Source organism: Heliobacterium chlorum (genome assembly GCF_014502795.1).
Taxonomy (GTDB): domain Bacteria; phylum Bacillota; class Desulfitobacteriia; order Heliobacteriales; family Heliobacteriaceae; genus Heliobacterium; species Heliobacterium chlorum.
Map to the genome: position 1 here is coordinate 37,638 of NZ_JACVHF010000011.1, position 26,568 is coordinate 64,205.

26 protein-coding genes are annotated in these 26,568 nt (G+C 50.5%); 19 read left to right on the forward strand and 7 right to left on the reverse strand.

The window, feature by feature from the left end; genetic code table 11:
* The first annotated feature begins 23 nt into the window (after positions 1 to 23).
* From H1S01_RS11500 to H1S01_RS11515, 4 genes are all read left to right on the forward strand, one after another.
* A complete protein-coding gene (locus H1S01_RS11500; protein ID WP_188040634.1) occupies positions 24 to 470 on the forward strand; it encodes a hypothetical protein in 447 nt (148 codons plus the stop codon).
* A gap of 440 nt (positions 471 to 910) precedes the next feature.
* Positions 911 to 1,714: a molybdate ABC transporter substrate-binding protein gene (gene modA / locus H1S01_RS11505; protein WP_188040635.1), complete on the forward strand. Its 804-nt coding sequence runs from the start codon at positions 911 to 913 to the stop codon at positions 1,712 to 1,714.
* A 37-nt stretch (positions 1,715 to 1,751) separates the two neighbouring features.
* Positions 1,752 to 2,501: a molybdate ABC transporter permease subunit gene (gene modB / locus H1S01_RS11510; protein ID WP_243237255.1), complete on the forward strand. Its 750-nt coding sequence runs from the start codon at positions 1,752 to 1,754 to the stop codon at positions 2,499 to 2,501.
* Positions 2,447 to 3,535, forward strand: coding sequence for an ATP-binding cassette domain-containing protein (locus H1S01_RS11515; RefSeq protein ID WP_188040636.1), 1,089 nt, complete (start codon positions 2,447 to 2,449; stop codon positions 3,533 to 3,535). The genes modB and H1S01_RS11515 overlap by 55 nt, the downstream gene beginning before the upstream one ends.
* A gap of 112 nt (positions 3,536 to 3,647) precedes the next feature.
* On the opposite strand, the gene modD is transcribed toward H1S01_RS11515, so the two are convergent.
* Positions 3,648 to 4,493, reverse strand: coding sequence for a ModD protein (modD, locus tag H1S01_RS11520; RefSeq protein ID WP_188040637.1), 846 nt, complete (start codon positions 4,491 to 4,493; stop codon positions 3,648 to 3,650).
* Positions 4,494 to 4,613: 120 nt separating this feature from the next.
* On the opposite strand from modD, the gene H1S01_RS11525 reads away from it, so the two are divergent.
* Positions 4,614 to 5,612 carry a helix-turn-helix transcriptional regulator gene (locus tag H1S01_RS11525; protein WP_188040638.1) on the forward strand — a complete coding sequence of 333 codons (999 nt, stop codon included), beginning with the start codon at positions 4,614 to 4,616 and terminating at the stop codon, positions 5,610 to 5,612.
* Here the strand turns inward: H1S01_RS11525 and H1S01_RS11530 are convergent, their stop codons facing one another.
* From H1S01_RS11530 to nifX (H1S01_RS11545), 4 genes are all read right to left on the reverse strand, one after another.
* Positions 5,613 to 6,239, reverse strand: coding sequence for a tetratricopeptide repeat protein (locus H1S01_RS11530; RefSeq protein ID WP_188040639.1), 627 nt, complete (start codon positions 6,237 to 6,239; stop codon positions 5,613 to 5,615).
* A gap of 395 nt (positions 6,240 to 6,634) precedes the next feature.
* Positions 6,635 to 7,336 (reverse strand): precorrin-2 C(20)-methyltransferase, encoded by a 702-nt coding sequence (gene cobI, locus H1S01_RS11535; RefSeq protein WP_188040640.1) that lies wholly within the window; start codon positions 7,334 to 7,336, stop codon positions 6,635 to 6,637.
* 107 nt (positions 7,337 to 7,443) lie between these two features.
* Entirely contained in the window at positions 7,444 to 9,015 is a 1,572-nt protein-coding gene (locus H1S01_RS11540) for a hypothetical protein (protein WP_188040641.1), read from the reverse strand.
* A gap of 29 nt (positions 9,016 to 9,044) precedes the next feature.
* On the reverse strand, positions 9,045 to 9,419 hold the full coding sequence (gene nifX / locus H1S01_RS11545; RefSeq protein ID WP_188040642.1) for a nitrogen fixation protein NifX: 375 nt from the start codon (positions 9,417 to 9,419) through the stop codon (positions 9,045 to 9,047).
* 266 nt (positions 9,420 to 9,685) lie between these two features.
* On the opposite strand from nifX (H1S01_RS11545), the gene H1S01_RS11550 reads away from it, so the two are divergent.
* On the forward strand, positions 9,686 to 11,710 hold the full coding sequence (locus H1S01_RS11550; RefSeq protein WP_188040643.1) for a molybdopterin-dependent oxidoreductase: 2,025 nt from the start codon (positions 9,686 to 9,688) through the stop codon (positions 11,708 to 11,710).
* Positions 11,711 to 11,718: 8 nt separating this feature from the next.
* Here H1S01_RS11550 and H1S01_RS11555 read toward each other — a convergent pair whose 3' ends face one another.
* A complete protein-coding gene (locus H1S01_RS11555; protein ID WP_188040644.1) occupies positions 11,719 to 11,934 on the reverse strand; it encodes a hypothetical protein in 216 nt (71 codons plus the stop codon).
* A gap of 203 nt (positions 11,935 to 12,137) precedes the next feature.
* Positions 12,138 to 13,151, reverse strand: a complete 1,014-nt coding sequence (locus H1S01_RS21975; protein ID WP_279286997.1) for a methyl-accepting chemotaxis protein — start codon at positions 13,149 to 13,151, stop codon at positions 12,138 to 12,140.
* Between the two features lie 597 nt (positions 13,152 to 13,748).
* On the opposite strand from H1S01_RS21975, the gene H1S01_RS11565 reads away from it, so the two are divergent.
* From H1S01_RS11565 to H1S01_RS11625, 13 genes are all read left to right on the forward strand, one after another.
* Entirely contained in the window at positions 13,749 to 14,192 is a 444-nt protein-coding gene (locus H1S01_RS11565; protein WP_188040645.1) for a HutP family protein, read from the forward strand.
* Between the two features lie 229 nt (positions 14,193 to 14,421).
* The gene (locus H1S01_RS11570; protein ID WP_155476313.1) at positions 14,422 to 14,739 is read left to right on the forward strand and encodes a P-II family nitrogen regulator; all 318 of its coding nucleotides are present in this window, start codon (positions 14,422 to 14,424) and stop codon (positions 14,737 to 14,739) included.
* 3 nt (positions 14,740 to 14,742) lie between these two features.
* Positions 14,743 to 15,126: a P-II family nitrogen regulator gene (locus tag H1S01_RS11575; RefSeq protein ID WP_188040646.1), complete on the forward strand. Its 384-nt coding sequence runs from the start codon at positions 14,743 to 14,745 to the stop codon at positions 15,124 to 15,126.
* A gap of 28 nt (positions 15,127 to 15,154) precedes the next feature.
* A complete protein-coding gene (gene nifH, locus H1S01_RS11580; RefSeq protein ID WP_155476315.1) occupies positions 15,155 to 16,009 on the forward strand; it encodes a nitrogenase iron protein in 855 nt (284 codons plus the stop codon).
* 70 nt (positions 16,010 to 16,079) lie between these two features.
* Positions 16,080 to 17,546, forward strand: coding sequence for a nitrogenase molybdenum-iron protein alpha chain (gene nifD, locus H1S01_RS11585; RefSeq protein ID WP_188040647.1), 1,467 nt, complete (start codon positions 16,080 to 16,082; stop codon positions 17,544 to 17,546).
* Positions 17,546 to 18,988, forward strand: a complete 1,443-nt coding sequence (gene nifK, locus H1S01_RS11590) for a nitrogenase molybdenum-iron protein subunit beta (RefSeq protein WP_188040648.1) — start codon at positions 17,546 to 17,548, stop codon at positions 18,986 to 18,988. Before nifD ends, nifK begins: the two co-directional genes overlap by 1 nt.
* A 109-nt stretch (positions 18,989 to 19,097) precedes the next feature.
* Positions 19,098 to 20,459 carry a nitrogenase iron-molybdenum cofactor biosynthesis protein NifE gene (gene nifE, locus H1S01_RS11595; RefSeq protein WP_188040649.1) on the forward strand — a complete coding sequence of 454 codons (1,362 nt, stop codon included), beginning with the start codon at positions 19,098 to 19,100 and terminating at the stop codon, positions 20,457 to 20,459.
* Positions 20,460 to 20,499: 40 nt separating this feature from the next.
* Positions 20,500 to 21,798: a nitrogenase iron-molybdenum cofactor biosynthesis protein NifN gene (gene nifN, locus H1S01_RS11600; protein WP_188040708.1), complete on the forward strand. Its 1,299-nt coding sequence runs from the start codon at positions 20,500 to 20,502 to the stop codon at positions 21,796 to 21,798.
* Positions 21,799 to 21,933: 135 nt separating this feature from the next.
* Entirely contained in the window at positions 21,934 to 22,305 is a 372-nt protein-coding gene (nifX, locus tag H1S01_RS11605; RefSeq protein ID WP_188040650.1) for a nitrogen fixation protein NifX, read from the forward strand.
* 12 nt (positions 22,306 to 22,317) lie between these two features.
* Positions 22,318 to 22,584, forward strand: coding sequence for a ferredoxin III, nif-specific (fdxB, locus tag H1S01_RS11610; RefSeq protein ID WP_188040651.1), 267 nt, complete (start codon positions 22,318 to 22,320; stop codon positions 22,582 to 22,584).
* Positions 22,585 to 22,755: 171 nt separating this feature from the next.
* Complete coding sequence (locus H1S01_RS11615; protein WP_188040652.1) at positions 22,756 to 23,589, forward strand: radical SAM protein; 834 nt, start codon at positions 22,756 to 22,758, stop codon at positions 23,587 to 23,589.
* Between the two features lie 17 nt (positions 23,590 to 23,606).
* Positions 23,607 to 24,734, forward strand: coding sequence for a homocitrate synthase (gene nifV, locus H1S01_RS11620; protein WP_188040653.1), 1,128 nt, complete (start codon positions 23,607 to 23,609; stop codon positions 24,732 to 24,734).
* Between the two features lie 214 nt (positions 24,735 to 24,948).
* The gene (locus tag H1S01_RS11625; protein WP_188040654.1) at positions 24,949 to 26,562 is read left to right on the forward strand and encodes an ABC-F family ATP-binding cassette domain-containing protein; all 1,614 of its coding nucleotides are present in this window, start codon (positions 24,949 to 24,951) and stop codon (positions 26,560 to 26,562) included.
* The last annotated feature ends 6 nt before the right edge of the window (positions 26,563 to 26,568 follow it).

Genomic DNA, 26,568 nt, shown 5'->3' on the forward strand with positions numbered 1-26,568 from the left:
TCGCCAATCAAGGAGTATAGCCGATGAACGCACAGAATGACTATGATTTCCATGGCATCCGTCAAAATCTCGAACATCTCTGCTTAAACGGGGAAATTTGCACGGGTTGTGAGAAAAACCGCTGCCTTGTCTTCTTCTCGAAGAAAGTCGCCGATTATGCGATGAACAAAAATGTATTCACAATCCCACAGGGCTGTTCCATGATCCCGAAACAAGACTTGAAAACCTATCATGAAGATGAACTGATCGAATCGCTGTCACTCGTCCTTCAGCAATGCAAAGACTGCCGTGACAATCATGACGACGACTGTTCGGTGAACTTAATTCGGACCTCTCTCGAATACGCTTTGTTTGGTGACAGCTTGGCCTATCGCGGGAGTACCACTATCTATTTTATCGACGCCCATAATGCGAACAACCGGATTGGGAAGTTGCTGAAGGATAAGTTTATGGAGTCGAAGAATAAGTAATTTCTTTATTCGCGACGCTATTCGTGGATTAGTCAATTTGTGTTACAGCATACATATCTAACCTCGATTAAACTAAAGGCCAAGCGCATTGCTGAAACTGCAATCGCTTGGCCTTTTGTTATTGAACTGCCGTGAACAGGCTCCTAAGAACAGAACCATTCGTAACAAGACAATTCATGACGAGACTATATAACACCAACTAGAGTCATCATAAATAAACAAAACGATAAAGCCGATCATCAAATAAATTAAACTTCCCTTCCCTCTTGACATCACAAGAGTTCATTTATACACTTAATATAACGTTATATCTCGTTTCGTTAGACGACATCTCAATGTGGAGATGTACCTTTGCGCAGCAAAAGGACAGATCCCGTTGGGATGTTTTATTTTCATATAAAATCTAATAAACCTACGTTTATTTTGAGGAGGTTTTCAAGATGAAAAGAGGAAGCATACTCTGGGGGATCAGCTTTTTGCTCGGTCTGGCCCTCTTTCTCACGGGATGCAACGGCAGCCAGCAAAGCACTTCGAAAACCACTGCCAACAAACCGGTCTCTCTAACCATCTCTGCCGCCGCCAGCTTAAAAGATGCCATGACCGAACTACAAGTGATGTACACACAAGCAAAACCGAACGTTACCATTACATATAACTTTGGTGCCTCTGGTTCCTTACAGCGGCAAATCGAGGAAGGTGCCCCTGTTGACCTCTTTATTTCCGCCGCTTCCAAGCAGATGAATGATTTGCAAACGAAAGACCTGATCGACGCCTCTTCCCGAATAGACCTCTTAGAAAATGAAGTCGTCCTCGTGGCTCCTAAAGATTCGTCGCTTAGCGATTTTACCGACTTAGCTGGAACAAAGGTGAAAAAGCTGGCTCTCGGCGAACCGCAGAGCGTCCCTGCCGGTCAGTACGCTCAAGAAGTATTGACGAAACTCAACATAGCTGAAGCGGTAAAGTCGAAGAGTGTATTTGCCAAAGATGTTCGTCAAGTCCTTACTTATGTGGAGTCAGGGAATACGGAAGCCGGTATCGTTTATGAAACCGATGCCAAAACATCAGATAAAGTGAAAACCATAGCCAAAGCGCCTCAAGGCTCCCACTCTCCCATCCTCTACCCCCTGGCTGTGGTAAAGGCCAGTAAGAACCAGGCTGCGGCGAATGATTACGCCCAGTTCTTGCAAGGAGAGCAAGCCAAAGCGGTGTTTGAGAAATACGGCTTTACCGTTCACACTAAATAACAGGACAACCATTTCTACTACGAGGAGGGATGGCAGAATGACCATGGATCCCATGCCGATTTGGATCTCCGTAAAGACGGCTTCTATCTCCACATTGATCACCTTCTTTGTAGGCATCGCTGCTGCTTATGGGATGATCAAGTACCAAGGCCCTGGTAAAGGCATCATCGATGGCATCCTGACCCTCCCTCTGGTCCTTCCCCCGACGGTCATCGGATTTTTCTTGTTGATGTTCTTCGGGAAAAACGGTCCGTTCGGTCAGCTTTTACAAGCTTTCGATTACTCCATCATTTTCTCTTGGGCGGCGACGGTCATCGCCGCCACCACCGTATCGTTTCCCCTGATGTATAAAACCGCCCGCGGCGCCTTTGAACAAGTAAATCCGAATTACCTCCATGCGGCTCGAACTCTTGGTGCCGATGAATGGACTGTCTTTTGGCAGATCACGGTCCCCTTGGCTTGGCCGGGCATCGTGGCTGGAACGATCCTCTCTTTCGCCAGAGCTCTCGGTGAATTCGGGGCCACGCTGATGCTGGCCGGAAACATTCCCGGGGTTACCCAAACGATCCCGGTAGCGATTTTCTTTGCCGCCGAAGGCGGGGAGATGGGAAAAGCGCTCCTCTGGGTGTTGATCATCGTCACCTTGTCTCTGGGATTCATCGTGACTCTCAACCATTGGAACCAGTTTCAATCCACCTTGGTTACCCGGTTTCGCATAAGGAGGCAATTTCAGTGGAACTACAGGTCCACATCGAAAAGCGATTTCCCGGCTTCCATCTCCAAGTAAACTTTACAGCAGGCCGAGAACCACTCGGCCTGCTTGGTGGTTCCGGCGCCGGGAAATCGATGATTCTCCGCTGTATCGCCGGCCTGGTGACTCCGGACCGAGGTCGAATCAGCCTAAATGGAAGGATCCTCTTTGATTCTGAGCAAGGGATTAACCTGCCGAGCCGGGAACGAAAAATAGGATACCTTTTTCAGGATTACGCAGTTTTCCCCCACATGTCGGTAGCTGAAAATATCTTGTTCGGTCTTCGCCTGTTGGGACTCTCTCAAGAAGAGCAAATACAGAGGGTTGCCAGAAGCATCGATCAGTTTCAACTTCATGATCTCGAAAACCGGTTCCCTCATCAGCTCTCTGGCGGCCAACTGCAGCGCGTCGCCTTTGCCCGGGCCTTGTCGACTGAACCGGAAGTGCTTTTGCTCGATGAACCATTTTCCGCGCTCGATCATCACTTGCGCACGCAAATGGAAACGGTGCTCCTCGATACGTTAAGGCAATATTCCGGCGTTACGCTCTTTGTGACTCATAATTTGGAAGAAGCCTATCGGGTCTGTAATCATCTCCTCGTCCTTTCCAGAGGAAAACAGATCGCCTTGGATGAAAAGAAACGGATTTTTTCCCATCCGCCCACCGTCACCGTCGCCCAGTTGACAGGGTGTAAAAATACATCACCTATCCGCATCGCCGGAACTCATCAGGTAGAAGCCTTGGATTGGGGATGTCTATTGACATTAGACCATCTCGTCTCTCCCAACTGGAAACACGCAGGCATTCGAGCTAACCATCTTCGCTTAGTCACAGAGCCTGCAGAGGATCATCGTCAGAACACCTTTCCCTGCCGTATCGTTCAAACCATTGAGTCTCCCCATCGCGTAACGATCCGGGTGACGGTAAAAGGACCTACCACTTCTGCTTCTTCCTCGACTCTTCAAGTGGAACTTTCGAAGAAAGAGTGGGAGTTTTTACAAAAGGAAGCTCAACCTTTACAGCTTGAAATCGACACCAAGGACCTATTTTTCATGGATGAGGAACGGTAAATAAAATAAAGCGAATGACTTTCGGGTACCAAAAACCCCGCCGATCCGGCGGGGCTTATTCATGATAGCGATCATGGAAGATCATGAAAGCTATTCTATTTTCGTTTTTTCTTTATCGCTCATGGATAGTGACAGCCATATCTATGGGCTTTCCGAAGAAAACCGATGACGTGTTGATCACATCAATCCCCGTACTCGCATACTGGGCTACATTCTTCTCATTAATTCCGCCGGTGCCGATAAGCGTCACCTGTGGATTGATCTTTCGAATCTCATCGACGGCCTGCTGCAGCTTTTCTAGTGAAAACTTATCGAACTGGATTCCGTCGACGCCGGCTGCACTCAGACGGAGGGCCTCATCGAGGCTTTCCACTTCGACGAGGATTTTCTTTTCGCAACATCGTCTTTTCATGTCATCTAATTTCATCAACAGACCCTCTATCCCTCCGATGAAGTTTAAATGCTGTTTGAAGACGAGGATCGTTTCCGACAATCCCAACCGATGAGGGAGTCCGCCGCCGGCGATCATCCCTTTCACCGAGGTGTCTTTAGCACCGGGAACACTTTTTCGAGTCGTGACGACCTGGATATGGGGGTTTACCATCCGAGCCAAGTCGATCAACCTCTTTGTTCTCGTCGCTACACCCGAGCAGTATTCCAGGAGATTGGCCGTCACTTTCCAGGCCATGTGCAACCGCCCGGCAGGCCCGATCGCTTCTAGGACCGTATCCCCCGGTTGGACGATGGCTCCGGAAGCGACGAAGGACCGTACTTGACATCCCAATTTGAGAAGAATTCTCTGCGCCTCTTCGGTGCCGCAAAGAACAGCTTCTTCTCGAGTTGAGTACCTCATCACTCCCTCTTGATGGTCGATTCCAAGGACCAATGAGGTCAGGTCTATATAGGGGACGTCTTCCCGAATTAACTTCTCAATCGTCTCTTCGGCAATATACATCATGATTTTCACCTCAAAAATTAATTTGACGGCAGTTACTCATCGACTCCGTCTTCATTTATAATGGAATCAAACAGGAATGTCCCGTTTTTCTTCTTAGTAAGATGCAAAGGGAGAATTGATATGACCGAAAATGCATCGTTAACGCCTGAAGAAGTCGCTGAAATACTGAAAATACGTAAAAATACCGTTTATGAAATGATAAAACGGGGCGATTTACCTGCTTACCGTGTGGGTCGAAAACTTCGTGTCGATCTGAAAGACGTGAATGACTATAAAAATCGTGGCAAACAGGGCAGCGCAGCGGAAGTAGAGCATCCCCTTCTCGGCCCTGTTCCGACTGCCACTTATCCTGCGGCGCAACCGGAACTGGAGATCCGGGGCGCCCACTGCTACGGCGACTCAAACAATAACGCTCAGAACTTCATCATCTGCGGGCAAGATGTGGTCCTCGATTTGTTAAGTCGATACCTGGAACTCTACTCGCCGGGCGTTCAGTCACTGCGGTATCATGCGGGAAGTATGGATGGATTGCTTGCGCTCTATCGCGGCCGTGTTCACCTGGCTACAGCTCATCTCTGGGACGGCGATACTGGTATGTACAATGTCCCTTATGTTCGACGCCTCGTACCGGGCGTCCGCACGGTCGTTATCCGTTTCGTATCGCGAATGGCTGGTTTTTACGTCCCATCGGGAAATCCGAAAGGGATTCAAGGTTGGAACGATCTTGCCCGTGCCGATATCACCATGGTAAGCCGGGAGCGAGGATGCGGGGCTCGCGTTCTTCTCGACGAGCAGCTCCGCCGTTTAAATATCGACAGCCGTATGATTCAAGGATATGAACAGGAGGAACTCTCCCATATGGCCGTCGCCGGCGCCGTATCGGCCGGACGAGCCGACGTCGGTTTAGGCATCGAAAAAGTGACCACCCTGTTCCAAAACCTTGATTTCATCCCCTTGCAAAGGGAGCATTACGATTTAATCATTCGGAAAAACGACGCCAACGATGCTCGATTCCGGGCGCTCATGGATGTGCTCCGTTCGAAAGACTTTCGAGATCGCGTGTCCACCATGGGCGGTTACAGCATCGAACAGATGGGAGAAATCGTCGAAGAACTGTAACTAGCGAACGAATTCCCTTCCTGTGTATCCATTTTTGAGGGCCTCTTGAAACCATAGGGCCCTATCGTTCGTTTCCTGCAGAATAGAATTAATTGAAACAGCGGCTTCGCGAGCACCGAATTCCCCGGAGCAATGAAACCAAACGGAGGCCTGTTCTGGATCGTTAGAAACTCCCCAGCCTAGCGCATACATCACTGCCAGCTTAAACTGGGAAAGGGCATGCCCTTGCTTGGCTGCCTTCAAAAACCACTGGGCTGCCTGGGCAGCATTTTGCGGTACCCCTTTGCCGATGCTATAACGTACACCTAGGTTGTGTTGTGCCTTGGCATATCCTTGGTCTGCGGAACGCACAAACCATCTTAACGCCTCTTCCCCATCCTGGGCGATTCCCCTTCCCATACAATAACAGACACCTAGTTCGTACTGGCCGCCGGAATGTTCTCGTTCCGCGGCCTTTTTAAATAGTTCAGCCGCCAGGACAGCTTCCTTGGCCACTCCGATTCCCTCTAAAAAACAAAGTCCTAAAAAAAACCAGTCTTCTCTTTCGTCCAGTTTGTACTTTAGATCATTGGGATATTCAATGGAAGAAGTCAATTCTTCAGTAGGACTCACTCTTTGCAAAGGCATATGTTTTTCCCCTTCCATTTTAATATAAAATATCCTCTTCTTGTGTTTTGTAAAAAAATTTCAATTGCCTCCTTCGTAAAAAAAATCTCAGTGACCTCCTGTTCACGCGGAACAATCTCGTCACTGAGATTCTACGTTTATCGTTAATGATGATGTAAGTAAAACGAAAGATAATAAAATGTGATTTAACACAACTCAACACTGTTTAACTTTCGTTACCAAGATGATAAAACATAACATAAAACAAGTCAAGACGTTCTCTCAAATAAAACGTTCCTGACCTGTTGTTCATGGAATAATAAGCATGGCAGTTGATCACGAAAAAACCGCTCTGAGACTAACGTCTTTAGTCCCAGAGCGGTTTTTTTAATCGGTTCACTTTATAGTGACTTAAGTTAATCCGAACTTGGCTGCCTTCTGGCGATGATCGTCGACAAGTAGGTCAGCGTCTTGCCTCTCATCTTCTCCAGGTCCTTTTCGATGATTTCCCCAGGTAGCCCGCAGCGCCCGACCAGTACGGCCTGTTCTTTGAAACCGTAGATCGCTAAGAGGTCTATGATACGATCGAGATTTTTATGTACTTTCAATAATATGATTGTATCTGCTGAGGCCAACGATGGTTCAATATTGTCACAGCTATCATTCACAGGAATAATCGTCACCGCCTCGTCGCCGTCAGCGATGGGAAATCCAGCCGCGCAGCTGATGGCAGAGAAAGAGATAATTCCCGGTATGTTGACGATTTCGTATTTTTGCTTTGATAACCGTTCAAAGATGGGAACATATTTGCTGTACAGCATCGAATCGCCTCGGGCGATAAAAGCGACATTCTTTCCCTCTTCTAACAGATTGGCGATCTGCCTACAGGCTTCCGCTAATTTTTCTTCGTCTTGCGCTCTCGGAATCGGCAAATCACATATTTCCGCATCTTTTCGGATGTATTCTCCGACGATCCCCAAGGCAGAACAACGGGTTCCTTTTTTCTTGGAATAAGGGGCGATGATGACATCGGCCTTGCCTAAAGCCAATGCGGCTTTTACCGTCAGTAACTCCGGATCGCCAGGGCCAACGCCAATTCCATATAGCTTACCTGTCATGAGAGAGTTCTCCTTTCATAATCTAAATCAACGTATTTACTTTTTAGGTACTGAAAGTGCACTTCTTTACATGAGATGGCATGAGAAATGGAACGAACTGAGGTCGTTCAGCCTCTGTCCTCAGGGGAAAATAATGTGTTAGCATTTTCTCTCGGCAACACTTGAGACAACTGCTGCAAGATGAGCGGAATGCTTGTGTGGCGTGAGAATATCAGCGGTTTACTTGTCATCGCGGCATATTCTTTGATCATCCACATGGTCCCGTGAGCGATATGCTGGGTTAACACCACGATGGCATCACACTGAGGCAGAATCCTCTTGCATTCAGCTTGCTTTTCCCCATCCTGACAAAGAATCCGGATAGGTAACTTTTCCCGTTCGCCATGGTCTCGAACCGCCCCAAAGATTCCGACAGTCTTTCCTTTCAGAACGTCTATTTGGAGTGGTTGTTCAGCACGTCTTTGCCCCATATACATGACATCGGATAGTTCGTCTGACCGATTCACCAGTAGATTCGATGCGGAATTCGCCAGTGAATTCTTTTTTTGTTCGGTTTGATATCGGTTGATTTCCGATTGCAGATCGTCGATCAAGCCCTTTAAATTCTTAATTTTTCGGATATAGTCAGTTTCCGAGACTTCCTTTCGCAGGGCCACTAATTGCTCTTGCAGCTTCCGTACCTCTTCTTTAGCTTCATACAGCTTTCTCTCCAGTAAGGCCGTTCGCTCCCGTGTTTGCTGTAGTTCTACCGTTACCCGCTGCAGTGAGGCTTCCTTTTCACCCAGTTGTTTTTTGACTAGCTTTACGTACCGCCTCAGTTCTGATTCGTGATTCCCCTCAGCACCGGAGAGCAAGGCAACCGTCGCTTCGGTACGTAAATAGCGCAATGGATCGATCAGTGGAAAGGTAAGCAGCAGGAAGGACAGCAGGGTTTGCCCCAGGCTTTTCTCGTGAGTGAACACATCCCATTTTCCCGAATAGATCCCGGGAAGCAGCGAAAAATAGATGATTCTATCGACGGTGTGATAAAAAAACAGGTCTAACTGCGATTTGGGAAACTCGCGAATCACATACTCTTTGATTCGCTTAACCACCATGTAACGCTTCTTATCGCCCCGGGGTCGCGTCCGGACGGACTTGTCTCTCGTGAGGTTTTTTAGATCTTCCGGCAGCATGTTCAGTTCGTCTAACAGATCAACCAGTTGCCAAGGATCCATCTCTTTTGCCGGTTGAGGCCAGCAAGCGTGAAAAAAGGCCAAGCTGTGCTTGACGTAGTCCTCCTTTTGCTCTAGCCATAGACATTCTTGAGCGATCCATAGGTTTTGCAGTTCCGCCAACCGCCTGGGCGATATGATCTCGCCATAGAGGCTGGTCTTTTCAGAAACGGCAGGAATATCTTTCGAGCCGATTCGAAAGGGTACAGATTCGCCCGGTTGCGGAATGGTCCACACCAGCTTGGCATGGGTAGCCTCAATCGCACCGTCACAACAAGTTAGTTTTGGAATGGGATACAACCATTTGCCAACCAGCATGGCATCGGTATGCATCAAATCTGCCTCAGAAATCTGCTCACATACTTTTTGGCTATGTTTCTTCCGGCAGATTGGACAAGTCCGAAAGGCGATAACCGATACCTGAGGGATCTCTTGATTGCTGTATTCCCTATCCTCCTTCCCCATCAGGTTCATCACCTTTCTTTCCCAATCAGTTACCTGCGATTATCTGACCTATGTACGATTTTGCACAGCCATGGTGGAAGATTCCCGGCTAAAGCCTTTTGCAAGCGTTGCAATTCATATTCAAAAGGAGTGCCAGCTTCGACTTTCAAAGGATGCATTTTTTCTTGGATTAATCGGGCCGCCGCCGGGCCGCCGATATCGGTGCAATAGACCAAGGTGCAGCCTTGCAGGACTTCCAGACGGGCAACGATCTTATCGGTTTCAGAAGACTGTAGTTCTTGAGGACATGCGATACCCCGACTCTCATATCCATGCGGGGTTACCTCGAAGATGGCGAATGCTTCTGCTTGACCAAAATGGGCGTCGATCTCCTTTTGATTATCCGTCGCAAAAGCGATACGCATGCCATCGTCTCCCTTCACCATCCCGGTTGGAAACAACAAGGCGAGACCGATTGTTCTATGACTTCCCAGTCTTTCGAACAGACGATCTCGCCAATGAGACTCTACCTCGTTTTAAATCGATTATTTTTCCCTTATCATAAGGAATTACAAATGATCCGTCAAGCGAATAAGGGAATTCCCTTCTATCGCTTGTCACATAGAGGGAAACGTTCATAGGTAGCGAATATGCGAAAAAAAGCAACGGAGGAAGGGAGAGGAGGAATGTTATGTCCACCCGCGAAATCATCACGACTTGTACCCGCGATTGCCCGAATGCTTGCGGGCTTATTGCCAAGGTGGAGAATGGCCGGGTCCGCTCCTTGCTCGGCAACCGCGCCCATCCGATCAGCAGTCAAGGCTGCCACAAATGCGCTAAATTCATTGAACGAGCCTACAGCCCCGAACGGGTGACGAGTCCCCTTCGACGGGAAGGCGATCGGTGGCGTCGCATCTCCTGGGATGAGGCGCTTGATGAGATCGCTTGGCGAATGAACGATATCAAATCCCGTCACGGGGCGGAAGCCCTTTTGTATTACCGTGGTTTTGCTCAACGTACCGCCTTAAAACTTCTCAATGAGCGCTTTTTTAATCTCTTCGGCGGAGTCACCGGTACTCGCGGTACCTTATGCGGCGGAACTGGCCAGGCATCGCAAAATTTGGACTTCGGTGAGCGCATCTCTCACGATCCCCTCGACCACCAGAATAGCCGGTCCATGATTCTCTGGGGGCGAAATCCGGCGGCGACGAACCCCTATCTGCTTCCCATCATGGCCTGGATCCAAAAAGCTGGTGGCACAGTCATCCTGATCGACCCCGTTACTTCGGAGACCCGAAAGCATTGTGATCACCACATCCAACCGGCCCCGGGAACTGACGCCTTCTTAGCTATGGCTGCGGCGAAACGAATTCTCGATCTAGGGAAGGCGAATCGCACTTTTCTCACTGAGTGCAGCGAAGGATTTGAAGCGTTTCATCAGATTTTAGACTGTTTCACCGTCGATGAATTGGCGGCTCGCTGTGATGTTCCGGTAGATCAGATCGAATTGCTCGCCCAGGTTTTGATCGACCAGTTCCCGGCGGCGATTTTGCTTGGATGGGGACTGCACCGCTGGGTCCATGCTCATCATGGGATCCGTGCGATTGACGGGCTCGGTGCCATCGCCGGCATCATCGGCGTACCTGGCGGTGGTATCAGCCAAGGCTTTGAAGAGTATGCGCCCTATGATCTCTCTTGGACGGGTGATCATCTCCATCCAAATCGCCGGCGCTTCCTGATGCCTCGCATCGGTCAGGAGATTCTTGACGCCCAAGCTCCCCCGATCGAGATGATCTTCGTTACAGCCGGTAATCCCGTCTGCATGGCGCCGAATGCCAACAAGGTAGCGGAAGCCTTTGCGAAGACGCCCTTTGTCGTCGTTTCCGGTCACTTTCTGGACGATACGGCGAAGCAGGCCCATATCTTCCTGCCGAGTACGACCTTTTTGGAGGAACAGGATATCGTCGCCAGCTATGGTCATAACTACATCGGGCCGGTTAACCGGGCGATCGACCCGTTGGGCGAGTGTAAATCCGATTTCGAGATGTTCCGGGCTTTGGCATCACGCTTTCCCTTTGCCAAAGACTTCGATCGAACCCCCGAGCAATGGCTGTCATTGTTGCTGGCGCCGACGCTGTCACAAGGCGTCACCATGGAAGACTTGTGGTCAGGTTATGTACGTATGCCGGGGGCGCCGCTCGTCCCTTACCAAGACCGCATCTTTCCTACACCTTCCGGCAAATTCCGGTTTATGACGGATTTTACACTGCCTGAAAAACATACCAGTCCTGTTCATAGTGGATTACCCATTACCGATTCGGTAAAAGAAAGCTTGATTTCTGCCGAGAATAGGGATGTTGACAGTATCACTATCTATCCCTATCACCTGCTGTCAGTCTCCCCTTTCGAGTGGCTCTGTTCCGAATTGACCCCAGAGGACCAATCAGAACTGACACTGATCAGGATGCATCCCTCGGAAGCATCGAAATGGGGAATTGCAGAATCGGATATTGTGGAGATTACCAGCTCCGTAGGAAAGACGAAGGCCCGGGTCCACTTCGACGAGCGGCAGCGCAGAGACACGATTGTCTTTCCACGGGGGAAGTGGCTGCAAAGCGGAAGCAGCGCCAACGTGCTCACGCTAGATCTGGTCAGTGACGTCGGTTCCGGAGCCCCCTATTATGAGACGAGAGTAACCGTAAGGAAATTGGCCTAACTTTATTCTCACTTGTTACCACGATATAAACTACGGTTCTTCGCTGCTAAATGTAAGGCAGCTGCCGATGATGGTGCTTGCAAGATGATCATCTTTTTCTGCGGATAAATGCCCGTATTCACGTAGTCATACATGGTTCGATAAACAACTTCCTCGTTGCGGTCAAAGTCAAGGACTTGAAAATCGAAGATTTCATTGGGGTTGAACACGAGCAGCCAATACATACACTTCACCTACCATTCTGAATCAAAAGGGAATCAAAAAAGGGCTCCGAAAGGTTAGTTAAAGCCTTTCGAGAGCCCTCATTGGCAAGCGTTCAAGATAGCCTTGTCGGTCTGCGCTCTGTTATGTTCTTATTGTAATCCAACAGGTTCCTACTTTCAATTCTATTCCATTCCATTTTGCGGAACGACTCAGGTTTCGGTGATTATTTTCCAGTCTCCATTACTTCTTTGACGACAGCAGACCAATTCTTACCGGAATAAGCATTATAACCCTTGGTGTGGGCATATCCATAAATTTGAACTTTCCCATTCATTTCTCGTTCTAATGTATATCCATATTGTTCCCCAGAGATCGCCTTTTGCACTGCCGATATGCTGCTCAAATCGGTCTCCAAAATACCCTGGCGATCTCGAGTTCCAATGACGATTCCCGCTTTATTAACGACAAAGAGCTTACCCTCGGGGCTAACTTTAGCCGAATCAATGATATCGTAGATGTAATCCCAATTGAATCGTGTAGAGAAAATACCGACGATTCGTCCGTCTTTTTCCCGTACCGGACAGGAGTATGCGATCGTCGGCTTCTGTAAGGTATTCGAATAGTACAGATCGGTCACATAGACCTTACCGGACCGTAAGGTCTCCCGAAACCACTCTTCCTGAGACACATTTTTTCCGACCAACCCTTGATTTTTCCCTACGGATACCATATTCCCCTGTACGTCGGCTAGATAGAGGTCGTGATAGACCTCATAGATCTCAATAATCTTTCGCATCAATTGTGTTGCCAGTGCTTGCCGGTCCGGTTCTTCTCCAGATACGCAGTTGATGATCTCTTTAAAAGTTGCCCAGGCTTGCACGTCACAGTTGCGTTCAAACAAATTGCGATCGATTTTGTCTATCGTATCGAATGCGACATCAGCAGTACGAACGGCGATGACTTGCATCGCCGTCAACTGTATCTCACTGATAATATCAGAACTATCTTTGGTCACTTGAAAACTTTGATCGGCCAGATTACGAATCTCCTCGGCGACCACCCGAAAGCCACGGCCTGCTTCACCAGCACGGGCTGCTTCGATCGCTGAATTCAAGGCAATCAAATTCGTCTTTTTGGTAATCCGATCGATCGTGTTCACAGATTGGCGCATCCGACTTGTACCGGTGTTCAGTTTTTTAAGCAGCGCCGACACGTTCACATGGTTTCCAGTCATCATGTTTCGCTCTCCTTTTTCTTATCGCCTTCTTTCACTTTCACACTTTTTCCCTAAAAAACAAAACGATGCCCGACACATCTTATGATGAGATGCGTACGGAACATCGTCGTTCCATAGTGAAAATTCACCACATTATCTTCCCATAGTATTACAGGAAAAGCAATCTAGCTCGAACATTTATTTTTAATCCTGTTTAATACCTGTAGCTGGCATTTACCGCAGGTTACCTTATGACTATGACTCTCCACCATTAACTGCCTTCTTCATCGCGAGTAAATATTCAATCGCTGTCGTTGGCTTACCACGCATATCAAATCCTCTCATAAATAGGATGCTCATGATTATATTTGAATTTAAAAACATGGTTTATACTGAAATCAGGAGATAACAGGAGATATTTTGAGCACGAATGTTATATTCGTGTGAAACCGGCCTTTTTAGCTCGAAAATCAGAGGTGACAGAAGGTATCAATTGGGAGTATCTTTAAGCCACAGAGATTAAGAAAACGATGGCAGAGACGCCATTCTGAAGTTAACCGCTTCGGAATGGCGTTTATGTTTTATCGGGCTCATGCGCGAATAAAGGGGGCAAGGTAAATGAAGGAAACTATCCACGAGAGCCGACCCAAACCCTCTTTGGAACGCGCCGCGATGATGTTGGCGATGAGTGAAACGCGAGAGAGCGAATTTCGCCTTCGCCAATACTACGGAGAGACTTGGCATCTTCCTTGTGTGGTTACAGAAGTTGGAGGCACCATCGGTGCGCTTCAAACCTCCGGTAAATTAACCAACTCGGTGGTTACCGCGGCGCTCAAGGCCAAAGTGATTGAGAGTAAACCTGAAAACGTCCATGCTGTAATCCATGCAACCATCGAAGCACTAAAAGGCATATTTCTGGATTATGCACAAAACGCTAGCCTGGCACTGAAAATCAGCGTGATCAGTGATGGAAAGTGGTTAGCTGTAGGTATCTTTGGAAAATCCTCTGTCCATCCGCTCACCGAACACTGCCGGGTCGGGTTAGGATTTATGCATCTCTAGAATCGTACTATCAACAAGGTTTCCCATCTAAAAACTTCATTATGGGCGCCGACCCGATAGCGGGTCGTAGCGAGTCAGTGAGATAGAGAGCCCTTGGCACCTAAAAACCAAGGACTCTTTTTGTTTCCCTGGGGCTGCAGTCGCTAAGGAGGTGATGCCCAGCAAATCGTTTATACCTATATGTACCTTGTTATCACAATCTTAAGAAAATTGAGGGAGGCGTTTATCCATGAAAATGATCCGCGCCATTATCCGGCCGGAACGGGCGGAAGTTATCGCTGAAGCATTAGCGCAAGAAAATCTGTTCTCTTTGACCAAAATGCACGTCTTTGGCCGCGGCAAAACCAAAGGAATGCGCATCGGCGATGTGGTGTACGATGAGTTCCCGAAAACGATGCTTCTGATGGTCGTCGAAGACGAAAGCGTGGAAAAAGCCGTTCAAATCATCGTTGAAGCCGGCAAAACCGGTTCCATGGGCGACGGCAAAATCTTCGTTACCCCGGTTGAAGAAGCCTACACCGTACGTACGGGGGCAAGGGGGTTATAAATCATGAAGGAAATCGTGGCGTTCATTCGCCGGCATCAGCTGCCGGCTACCAAAAAGGCCCTTGAAGAAGCCGGCTTCCCGGCCATGACCATCCAAAGCGTCGAAGGCCGTGGGAAGCAAAAGGGGATTGGCGGATGGGCCGCTGAAGTGGACCCGGAAATGAACAAGTTTGGAAACGCCTTGCAAAATATTGAACCCGAAATCAAATGGATCCCCAAACGGATGATCACCATCATCGTCCAAGATGACCAAGTCTCCAGCGCTGTTGATGCCATCATGCTGGCCAACAAAACGGGCCACATCGGCGATGGAAAAATATTTGTCTGTCCCATGGAAGAAGTCGTTCGTGTTCGGACAGAAGAACGGGGCGCTCAAGCGGTAAGCTAAGGCCCACAACAAAAGGAGGAATTCCCCAATGCGTCAGATAGCCATTTACGGAAAAGGTGGTATCGGTAAATCTACGACCACCCAAAACACCGTCTCCGCCCTCGCCGAGATGGGTAAAAAAATCATGATCGTCGGTTGTGACCCCAAAGCCGACTCTACTCGTTTGATTCTTCACTCCAAAGCCCAAGCGACGGTTATGGACCTGGCCCGTGAAAAAGGTACTGTGGAAGACCTCGAACTGGAAGACGTTCTCCTCACCGGTTTCGCCGACATCCGCTGTGCCGAGTCCGGCGGTCCCGAACCTGGTGTAGGCTGTGCCGGCCGCGGTGTTATCACCGCCATCAACTTCCTCGAAGAAAACGGCGCTTACACCCCTGACCTGGACTATGTGTTCTACGACGTTCTCGGTGACGTTGTCTGCGGCGGTTTCGCCATGCCTATCCGCGAAAACAAAGCCCAAGAAATCTACATCGTGACCTCCGGTGAAATGATGGCCATGTACGCTGCCAACAACATCGCCCGCGGTATCCTTAAATACGCTGCTACCGGTAAAGTTCGCCTCGGCGGCCTCATCTGTAACAGCCGTAAAACCGACAAGGAATACGAACTGATTGCCGAGTTGGCCAGCCGTCTGGGCACGCAAATGATTCACTTCCTGCCCCGTGACAACCAAGTGCAACGGGCCGAGCTGCGCCGCATGACCGTTATCGAATACTCTCCCGAACATCCCCAAGCCGACGAATATCGCGCTCTGGCCAAGAAAATCGACGAGAACAAAATGCTCGTTGTTCCCACACCGCTTTCCATGGACGAACTGGAAGACCTCCTCATCTCCTACGGCATCCTGGAAGACGAAGAAACGGCGATGGCCAAACTGGGCTAATCGCCCCTTCTCTCTCCCCTATCGGTCTCATCGTACATCAATTCTTTAGATAGAAAGAGGTGTAGCTTTCATGGCTGAGCAAGAAACGCCGAAATATACCCCAGCCACACCAGAGATGGTGGATGAAGTCCTGTCGGCATACCCCGATCGTGCGAAAAAGATGCGCGCCAAGCACATCACCGTTAAAACAGAAGGCTGCGCCTCCTGCTCCGTCAAATCGAACTCCAAAACCGTTCCGGGTCTGATGACCGCCCGCGGTTGCGCCTACGCCGGCGCCAAGGGTGTCGTCTTCGGCCCTGTCAAAGATATGGTCCACATCTCCCACGGCCCTGTCGGTTGCGGCTACTACTCCTGGGGTAACCGCCGTAACCTGGCAGAAGGGGAACTGGGTGTCAACAACTTCGTGCCTTTCCAGTTTACCTCTGACTTCTCTGAAAACGACATCGTTTACGGCGGCGACAAGAAACTGGAGCAAATCTGCCGGGAAGTCAAAGAACTGTTCCCCACCGTCAAAGGGATCTCCGTCATGTCCGAGTGTCCCGTCGGCCTCATCGGTGATGACATTGAGAGCGTCTCTAAAAAGATGAGCAAGGAACTGGATCTGCCTATCGTTCCTGTCCGCTGCGAAGGTTTCCGCGGTATCAGCCAGTCCTTAGGCCACCACATCGCCAACGATGCTGTTCGCGACCACCTGCTCGGTAAAAAAGAGCGAGAAGAAGAAGTCGGCCCCTATGATGTGTCCCTCATCGGCGACTACAACATCGGTGGTGACGCCTGGGCCTCCATCAAGATTCTCGAAGAGATGGGCCTCCGTGTTCGGAACGTCTGGACGGGTGACTCCACCATCGAAATGCTGCAGACGGCCCACCAAGTCAAATTGAACCTGATTCACTGTTATCGCAGTATGAACTACATCTGTAAGCACATGGAAGAAACATATGGCATCCCCCATATGGAATTCAACTTCTTTGGCCCCACCAAGATTAAACAATCCATTCGCGCGATCGCTGCCCATTTTGATGACTACATCAAAGAAAAAGGCGAAGCGGTTATCGCTAAGTATGAACCGATGATGCAGGCCGTCATCGACAAATATCGCCCCCGTCTCGAAGGCAAAAAAGTCATGCTCTATGTCGGTGGTCTCCGTCCCCGCCACGTCATCGGCGCTTACGAAGACCTGGGTATGGAAGTCGTCGGTACCGGTTACGAGTTCGCTCATAAAGACGACTATGATCGCACCATGCCGATGATGGGCGATAACACCGTCATCTATGACGATGTCACCGCTTACGAACTGGAAGAGTTCGTCAACCGGATGAAACCCGACCTGATCGGATCCGGTGTCAAAGAAAAATATGTCTTCGAAAAGATGGGCTATCCCTTCCGTCAGATGCACTCCTGGGATTACTCCGGCCCCTACCACGCTTATGACGGCTTCCCCATCTTCGCCCGTGACATGGATATCGCACTGAGCAGCCCGACCTGGGGCCTAGCGAAGGCTCCCTGGAAGAAAGAAACCGTGAAGGAGGTGCGCTAATGAGCGAGAACACAACCTGTGCCTGCACGTCGACAAAAGCAGCCGTTGAATACCTGAACTCTGTCGAATACAAGGAGAAAAACTTTGCCCGCAAAGCGCTCTCCATTAACCCTGCCAAAGCTTGTCAACCCCTCGGAGCGCTCCTTTGCGCCCTCGGCATCGAAGGCTGCCTGCCCTTCGTACACGGTTCCCAAGGCTGCGCCGCCTATTTCCGCAACACCTTGAACCGTCACTTCCGTGAACCGATTCCCACCGTATCGGACTCCATGACGGAAGACTCAGCCGTCTTCGGCGGTCAGAACAACCTGATCGAAGGTCTGAAAAACGCCTACCAAGTCTACAAACCTTCCATGATGGCTGTGTTCACCACCTGTATGGCCGAAGTTATCGGTGATGACTTGAACGCCTTTATCAATAACGCTCGTGCTGCCGAGTCGATTCCGAAAGACTTCCCCATCGCCTTTGCCCAAACGCCGTCCTTCGTAGGCTCCCACATCACCGGCTTTGATAACATGCTGAAAGCCCTGCTGCAATCCCTCGCCGACACTCGTCATGGCAAATGGACCAATGGTCGCCTGTACCTGGTTCCTGGCTTTGACACCTATCCCGGTAACCTTCGGGAATACAAGAAGCTTGTCCATGCGATGGGCATCCCCTTGACCGTACTGCCTGACGCCGAAGAAGCCATGGATGCACCGCATACGGGCGAATACAACATGTACCCGAAAGGGACCACTATGGCGGAACTGGCCGATGCGCTCAATGCTTCGGGCTTCATCTTCACCCAGAAGTTCTCCACTTCCGGTACTTACAAATTCGTCAAAAACGTCCAAAAAATCAACACCGAAATGGTCACCATGCCGATCGGTATCAAGAATACAGACAACTTCCTGATGGCGCTGTCTGAAATGACCGGCAAACCCATCCCGGCTGAACTGGAAAAAGAACGTGGTCGCGCTGTTGACTCGGCTACCGACGCTCACCAGTACATCCACGGCAAACGATTTGCCATGTTTGGCGACCCGGACCTGCTCTTAGGTCTGACGGGCTTCCTGCTCGAAATGGGCGGTATCCCCGTACACATCGTCTGCACCAACGGTACGGAAGCTTTCCGGAAAGAACTGCAAAAGGTCCTCGACGGCAGTCCCTTCGGCAAAGAAGCTACCGTACACACTGGTCGCGACCTCTGGCACCTGCGCTCCCTGCTGATGACGGAACCTGTCGACATGCTGCTGGGTGATTCCCACGGCAAGTTCGATGCGAAAGATGCCAACATCCCCCTCGTTCGCATCGGCTTCCCGATTGTCGACCGCGTGAATATGCACCGCAGCCCCATCGTTGGCTACGAAGGCGCCATCAACTTGGTCACCATGATCGCGAACACCTTCATGGAACAGACCGATCGGACCTGCCCCGACAGATTCTTCGAACTGCTGCGCTAAACCTTTTAATGCTCCAGGTTGGATTCGGCTCCGGTGGCGGATTCGCCACCGGCCCGCCACCGGGGTACCTAAAAACAACCGAGGAACAGTGATATAGGAGGTGTCACCGGTGTTTGTCAATCTTACCAAACTGGACTTAAAAGAAACATGTCCCCTTACTGATAAAGGGGCGCCGAAACTGTGTATGAAAGCTCTGCCCGGTGAAGGTGCTGAGCGTTCCTGTGCATTCGACGGCGCAAGAGTCGTCCTCATGCCGGTGACCGATGCCGCCCACGTTGTCCATGGTCCCATCGCTTGCGCGGGGAACTCCTGGGACAACCGGGGCGCCAAGTCTTCGGGACCCCAACTCTATCGCCGCGGATTGACGACAGACCTGATGGAAATGGATGTCGTCTACGGTGGAGAGAAGAAACTCATTCAAGCCATCATCGATGTGGCCCGGAAACACCAGCCCAAAGCGGTATTCGTCTATGCCACCTGTGTCTCGGCTTTAATCGGAGACGATCTGGAAACGGCCTGTAAGGAAGCGCAAAAAGACGTCTCAGTCCCGGTCATCCCGGTAAACGCTCCTGGTTTTATGGGCGATAAAAACATCGGCAACCGTGTCGCCGGCGAAGTCCTCTTCCGCCAGATCATCGGCACGGCTGAACCAGAAACAGTCCACCCTTTCGCCATCAACTTCATCGGTGAATACAACATCGCCGGCGACTTGTGGGGGATCCAGCCCTCCTTAGAGGCTATCGGTATTAAGCTGCAAGCGTGCATCAGCGGCGATGCTCGTTTTGATGACATCCGTACGGCACACCGAGCCAAACTGAATGTGCTGGTTTGCTCGAAGAGCTTGACCAACCTGGTCAAACAGATGGAACAAAAATATGGAATTCCATACATCGAAGGATCCTTCTATGGCATCCACGATACAAGTGCTACACTCCGAGCCATCGCCAAAGCTTTCGGAGACGCCGGCCTGATCGAACGGACGGAAGCCCATATTCTCCAGAAGGAAGCGGAAACGCGAGCCGTCATCGAGCCCCTTAAGGCGCAACTCAGCGGCAAGAGAGCCGTCCTCTTCACGGGTGGCGTGAAAACCTGGTCCATGGTCACGACCCTGCGGGAATTAGGGATCGACGTACTGGCTGGTGGTACGCAGAACTCCACACCGGATGACTTCTTGCGGATGAAAGCCTTGATGGACCCGACGGCTCATATCATCGAAGATACCAGTGCCGCCGGATTTCTAACCCTGATCAAAGAAAAAAGCCCCGACCTCATCGTGGCCGGAGGCAAAACGAAGTACCTGGCCCATAAGACTCGGACTCCTTTTCTGGATATCAACCACGGACGCAGCCTTCCCTATGCCGGCTACGCCGGGATGATCACCTTTGCCAACGCCGTTGCCCGTACTGTATTCAGCCCCGTCTGGGAAAAAATGAGGGTAGCTTTTCCGCCGGAGGTGACGGTCAATGAGTAACGCAATCAACCTATATGGCAGCACCAACGGTCATTCAACGATGACTGGTCCGGTAGCTGAACCTCGCAGCTACACCGGCAACCCTCAGAAAAACAGCCCTGCCTTAGGTGCCACCATCGCCTACATGGGCGTCGATGGTCTCTTAGCCCTTTTGCACGGATCACAAGGTTGCTCCACCTTTATCCGTTTACAGCTCTCGCGACACTTCAAGGAGCCCATTCCCTTAAACTCGACAGCCCTTCTCGAAGATACAGCCATCTTCGGAGGCTGGGAACACTTGAAAAAAGGTATCGCCAAAGCGGCTGATAAATTTCAGCCACGCATCATCGGTGTCATGAGTTCCGGCTTAACGGAAACCTTCGGCGACGACATGGTCAGCGCCTTGGCCAGCTTGCGTCAGGAGCGGCCCGATTTGATCGAAAAACCGGTCGTGTTGGCTAAAACCCCCGACTACATCGGTTCCCTGCAAGAAGGGTACCAGCGCACGGTTCTCGCCTTGTTGGATACGCTTACGGTTGACCCCTCTCCTAGGGAGTCAAATACGGTAGCCTTGTTCCCCGGAGCCCATTTTACTCCGGCCGATGTGGAGGAACTCAAAGACACAGTTTCTCTGTTTGGGTTGACGCCCTTAGTCCTTCCCGACATCTCCACATCTCTTGACGGCCATTTTGAGCTAGAACCGGCACCGGTGGTTCAAGGGGGCATTACGCTGGAAGATATCCGGCGAATTCCCGGGTGCATCGCCTCCTTCTCTTTTGGGCCCAGCATGGCCGTCGTCGGAGAATCCTTGCAAAAGCGGCACAGTGTACCCCATATCGCCGTACCTTCTCTGACCGGTCTCGAAGCGGTGGATACCTTCTACCTTAAACTTTGCCAACTCTCAGGCCGGCCCATTCCGGAGCGGTTGCTCCGGCAGCGGAGTCGCCTGTTAGATACTTTGGCCGATTATCATGACCAACTCGGCCAAAAACGAATCGCTATCGCCTTAGAATCAGACCTGCTCATCTCTTTAGCCAACTGCCTCGTCGAAGTCGGAGCAGTCATTCAAGTAGCCCTAGCGGCGACGGCACTCCATGAAAACGTCCTCCCCAACTTCACCTTCTCATCTCAATACACTGTTGAAGTGGGCGATCTGGAGCACCTGGAAGAGCGAGCCCCTGGTAGTCATCTGATCATCGCAAACTCCAATGCTCGTCAAGCAGCGCTTCCTCTAAAAATCCCTCATCTGCGAGCCGGGCTGCCGGTCTTTGACCGGGCCGGGATGTCCCAAAAAGTATGGATCGGCTATCGCGGTACACAGCAGTTCTTATATGATTGCTTAAACGCCATGGCGGGATAAGGACTTAATCCGAATTCCTTCATTAAATATATATAACCAAAAATATAGCCGAATAAATCGGTCCCTTTCCCTGAACATCTAATCGCCTTTTTGGGGGCGATAACGGTTCTGCTAGTATTTCGAGGAGGTGTCCCCATGCTCGTTGCCTTTGCCACAGAAAGTCAGAAATTTGTCGATGCTCACTTCGGGCTCGCCAGTGCCTTTTCCGTTTATGATGTCACAGCCGAAGAAATTCACGCCAAAGGAACGGTGTACTGCCCCAAAGAGTTCACTCCCGATGAAGACAAGATTGAAGGCCGCCTGCAGATCATTTCCGATTGTGCCGTCGTCTACTGTACCGCCATCGGTGGACCGGCGGCAGCCCGGTTGGTCCAATCGAATATTCATCCCTTGAAAGTCTCTGAAGGAACGCCCATCGAAGACGAACTGAATCGGTTGCAAACTCTGCTGGCCGGTTCCCCCCCGCCTTGGCTGCGGAAACGGTTACAACAAGAAAAAAATAATTAGGAGGAAAATAATATGGCATTCGTAACTGGTTTAACTTTTGGAGGACAAGAATGGACACCTCAGTTTATTCATTCCATCGATCCCGCGAAATGCATGGGTTGTGGACGTTGCATCAAAGTTTGCGCTCAACAAGTTCTCGGACTGGCTGAGTTTGAAGATGAAGACGATATGCTGCGGATGGTCGCTGAGATCGCCAATAAAGATCGCTGTATCGGCTGCCAAGCTTGTTCCCGCACTTGCGCCAAGCGCTGTATCTCCTTAGAACCGAAGAAGCTCTAATACCTGCGACGATAATCAGCCCGTACAAAATTCATTCACAAAACAAGTATCAAAGAAGAACATAGCAGATTTACGTAAGAACGATACAGCTTCAAATATGTAGTTATTGAGAATTAAAAAATTACGTTAAAAAGCTTTGAAAATATGTCATAAAAATGAGGAGGTGGCAACATGGGTTGCACTGGTTCTTGCGGAGGAAATTCAACGAAAGACGTATCCAAGCACCCCTGTTTTTCACCTCATGGCCACGGAAAATCAGGAAGGATTCATCTGCCTGTCGCTCCTGGATGTAACATCGCCTGTGGTTATTGTGTGCGTAAATTCGATTGTGCCAATGAGTCACGGCCTGGCGTTACCAGCCGAGTGATCACTCCCGAACAGGCCCTCTGGCGCGTAGAACAAGCCTTGGCCTCAGACATCGGTCCTTACCTGCAAGTCATCGGCATCGCCGGCCCTGGAGAGCCTCTAGCTAATCCAGCGACCTATACCACATTGGAACTCATCCAAGAGCATCATCCCCATCTCATCCGCTGCATCAGCTCGAACGGGTTGCTGTTGCCTGAGCGGTTGTCCGACTTGCTCCGCTGCGGTGTATCCCATGTGACGGTTACCTTAAATACCTTGGATCCGGCTGTTGGAGCCCAGATCTACAGGTATGTTCGCTGGCAGGGCCGAAAGCTGACCGGAGAAATGGGCGCCCAGATCCTCTTAGAACAGCAGTTGCTTGGTATTGAATTGGCTGCACAAGCAGGTATGACCGTCAAGGTCAACACCGTCGTCATCCCAGGACTGAACGACAAACACCTGGAAGAACTGGCTTGGGAAGTTAGAGCTCGAGGAGCCTCTATTCTCAACCTGATGCCGTTGATCAACCAGGGAATTTTCGCTGACGTCCAACCGCCGACTCCAGAGGAAATGCACACCTACCGGCGGCAGGCAGAAGCGATTTTGCCGCAACTGTCTCACTGTCGCCAATGCCGAGCTGACGCCATCGGCATCATATAGGAGTAGGAGGCATAGCCATGGGCCAACGGGTATGGATGATGGATACAACTTTGCGGGACGGGGAGCAATCCCCCGGTGCCGCCTTCTCGCCGGAAGAAAAAGAATCAATCGCCCGTGCGCTGGTGGAAGCGGGAGTTCATGAGATCGAGGCGGGGGTTCCGGCCATGGGCGAAGACGAACAAGCGACCATCGCCCGCCTCGTCGCTTTGAACCTCCCTGTTCGCTTGACCACTTGGAACCGAGCGGTGATCGATGATCTGGAAGCAAGTTTGAAGACTGGGGTCCGAGCGGTAGCCATCTCCGTTCCCTCTTCCGATCAACAGATTCGGCGGAAGCTTCAACAAAGCCGCGAGTGGGTCCTTGAGACGTTGGGAAAATGCCTGTACCGGGCCAAGCAAGAAGGTCTTTATGTATGCATTGGCTTGGAAGATGCCAGCCGGGCCGATACAGACTTTCTCATCCGCTTAGGCTTAGAAGCCCAACGTCTCAAAGCCAACCGTCTGCGTGTTTCCGATACGCTCGGTGTCCTTGACCCCATCCGAACCTTTACGCTCTTTGACCGCTTGGCCACATCGTTAACGATCCCCTTGGAAATTCACGCCCACAATGATTTAGGCATGGCGACTGCCAATACGGTTGCGGCGATCCAAGCCGGTGCAAAAGCCGCCAGCGTCACCGTCTGTGGTCTTGGAGAACGAGCCGGGAACGCACCATTGGAAGAAGTAGCCGTGGCGTTGCGGCAATGCTGCAACGCCGATACTCATATTCAGATGACAAAACTGCAGAGCCTTTGCCAACTGGTAAGCCGGATCACCCGACGACCGATTCCGCTGGCGAAACCGGTCGTCGGCCGCTATGCTTTCACCCATGCTTCCGCCATCCATGTCGATGGCTTACGCAAGGATAAAGGAAACTACGAAGGCCTGCCTCCCGAGTATATCAACCGCAAGCATCGCATCGCCTTAGGCAAATACAGCGGGAAAAAATCACTCGTACAGGTCATACAAACGCTCAATCTTGAGATGGATCCAACAATGTTGGATCACTTGATCCAAAAGGTTCGTCTAAAAAGCCAAATCCTCAAACGTCCCCTACGTCGCCAAGACATCTTGGAAATCGTCGCAAACGAACAAATCGTGAAATAGCGATGTCACAGATACATCTACCCTTTGCAGGTTATCTTTTTTGGGTTATACTATATATTGTGCGACTCTTGATGGTTTCGCACCATCTGGGCTATAGTCACTTCCACTCCCCAGGCTTCAGGCCTGGGGAGTTTTTGTGAATCGTCAATCTGCGACGAGAAGCGAATATAGGATAGTAGGTAAGACAAGAAGTAAAGGAAAGTAGGTATTTCAATTGATCGCAACCCAGAATCTGACCCTTCGGTTTGGCAAACGGGCCTTATTTGAAGATGTAAACATCAAGTTTACGCCCGGAAACTGCTACGGCCTCATCGGCGCCAACGGTGCCGGCAAATCGACCTTTCTGAAAATCCTCTCCGGCGAAATCGAACCGAGCAGCGGCGAGGTCGTCATCACTCCCGGCGAGCGCATGGCCGTGCTGAAACAGAACCATTTTGAGTTCGATGAGTTTGAAGTCATCAAGACCGTCATCATGGGTCACAGCCGCCTCTATCAGGTCATGGAGGAAAAGGACGCCATCTACGCTAAGCCCGATTTTTCCGAAGAAGACGGCATGCGTGTCGCCGAACTGGAAGGCGAGTTCGCCGAACTCAACGGCTGGGACGCTGAATCGGAAGCGGCTGGTTTGCTGACCGGCCTTGGCATCCCCAACGAGCTGCACTATAAAACCATGAAGGAACTGGAAGCCAACGCCAAACTGCGAGTCCTGCTCGCCCAGGCCCTCTTTGGCAACCCCCATATCCTTCTGCTCGACGAACCGACGAACCACCTGGACTTGGATTCCATCTCATGGCTAGAAAACTTCCTGGCTGACTTTAAAGGTACCGTCATCGTCGTCTCTCACGATCGGCACTTCTTGAATCAGGTCTGTACCCAGATCGCCGACATCGACTTCGGCAAAATCCAACTCTACATGGGTAACTATGATTTCTGGTATGAATCCAGCCAGTTAGCATTGCAGTTGGCCCGGAACGCCAACAAGAAGAAGGAAGAAAAAATCAAAGAACTGGAGCAGTTCATCCGCCGCTTCAGTGCGAACGCTTCTAAATCTCGCCAGGCCACTTCCCGGAAAAAACTCCTCGACAAAATCACTGTTGACGATATCAAACCCTCGAACCGTAAATTCCCCTATATTGTCTTCAAGTCTGATCGGGAAGCCGGTAACGACCTGCTTACAGTGACCGATCTGTGCAAAACCATTGACGGGGAAAAGGTCCTGAATAACATCTCCTTCACCGTCAACAAAGGCGATAAAATCGCCCTCGTTGGCCCCAACGGTCTCGCCAAGACGACCCTCTTCCAAATCCTCATGGGTGAAATGGAAGCGGACAGCGGTGAGTTCAAATGGGGAATCACCACTTCCCAAGCCTACTTCCCGAAAGACAACTCGGCTTACTTTGAAAACTGCGACCTCAACCTCATCGACTGGCTTCGCCAGTTCTCCAAAGACCAGGAAGAAGGATTTGTCCGGGGCTTCCTCGGCCGGATGCTTTTCTCCGGTGAAGAATCTCTGAAAAAAGCTTCTGTCCTCTCCGGTGGTGAGAAGGTCCGCTGCATGCTTTCCCGGATGATGCTCAGCGGCGCCAACGTCCTGCTCATGGACGAACCGACGAACCACTTAGACCTCGAATCCATCACCGCGCTGAACAACGGTCTGATGAGCTTTGACGGCACTCTTCTCTTTGTCTCTCAGGACCATCAATTCACCCAAACCGTTGCCAACCGGATCATCGAGATTACACCGGACGGGCTTGTCGATAAACTGATGACCTTTGACGAATATTTAGAGTATCAAACAGCCATGCGAGCCACAGAAGGGGCCGTGTAATAAGGT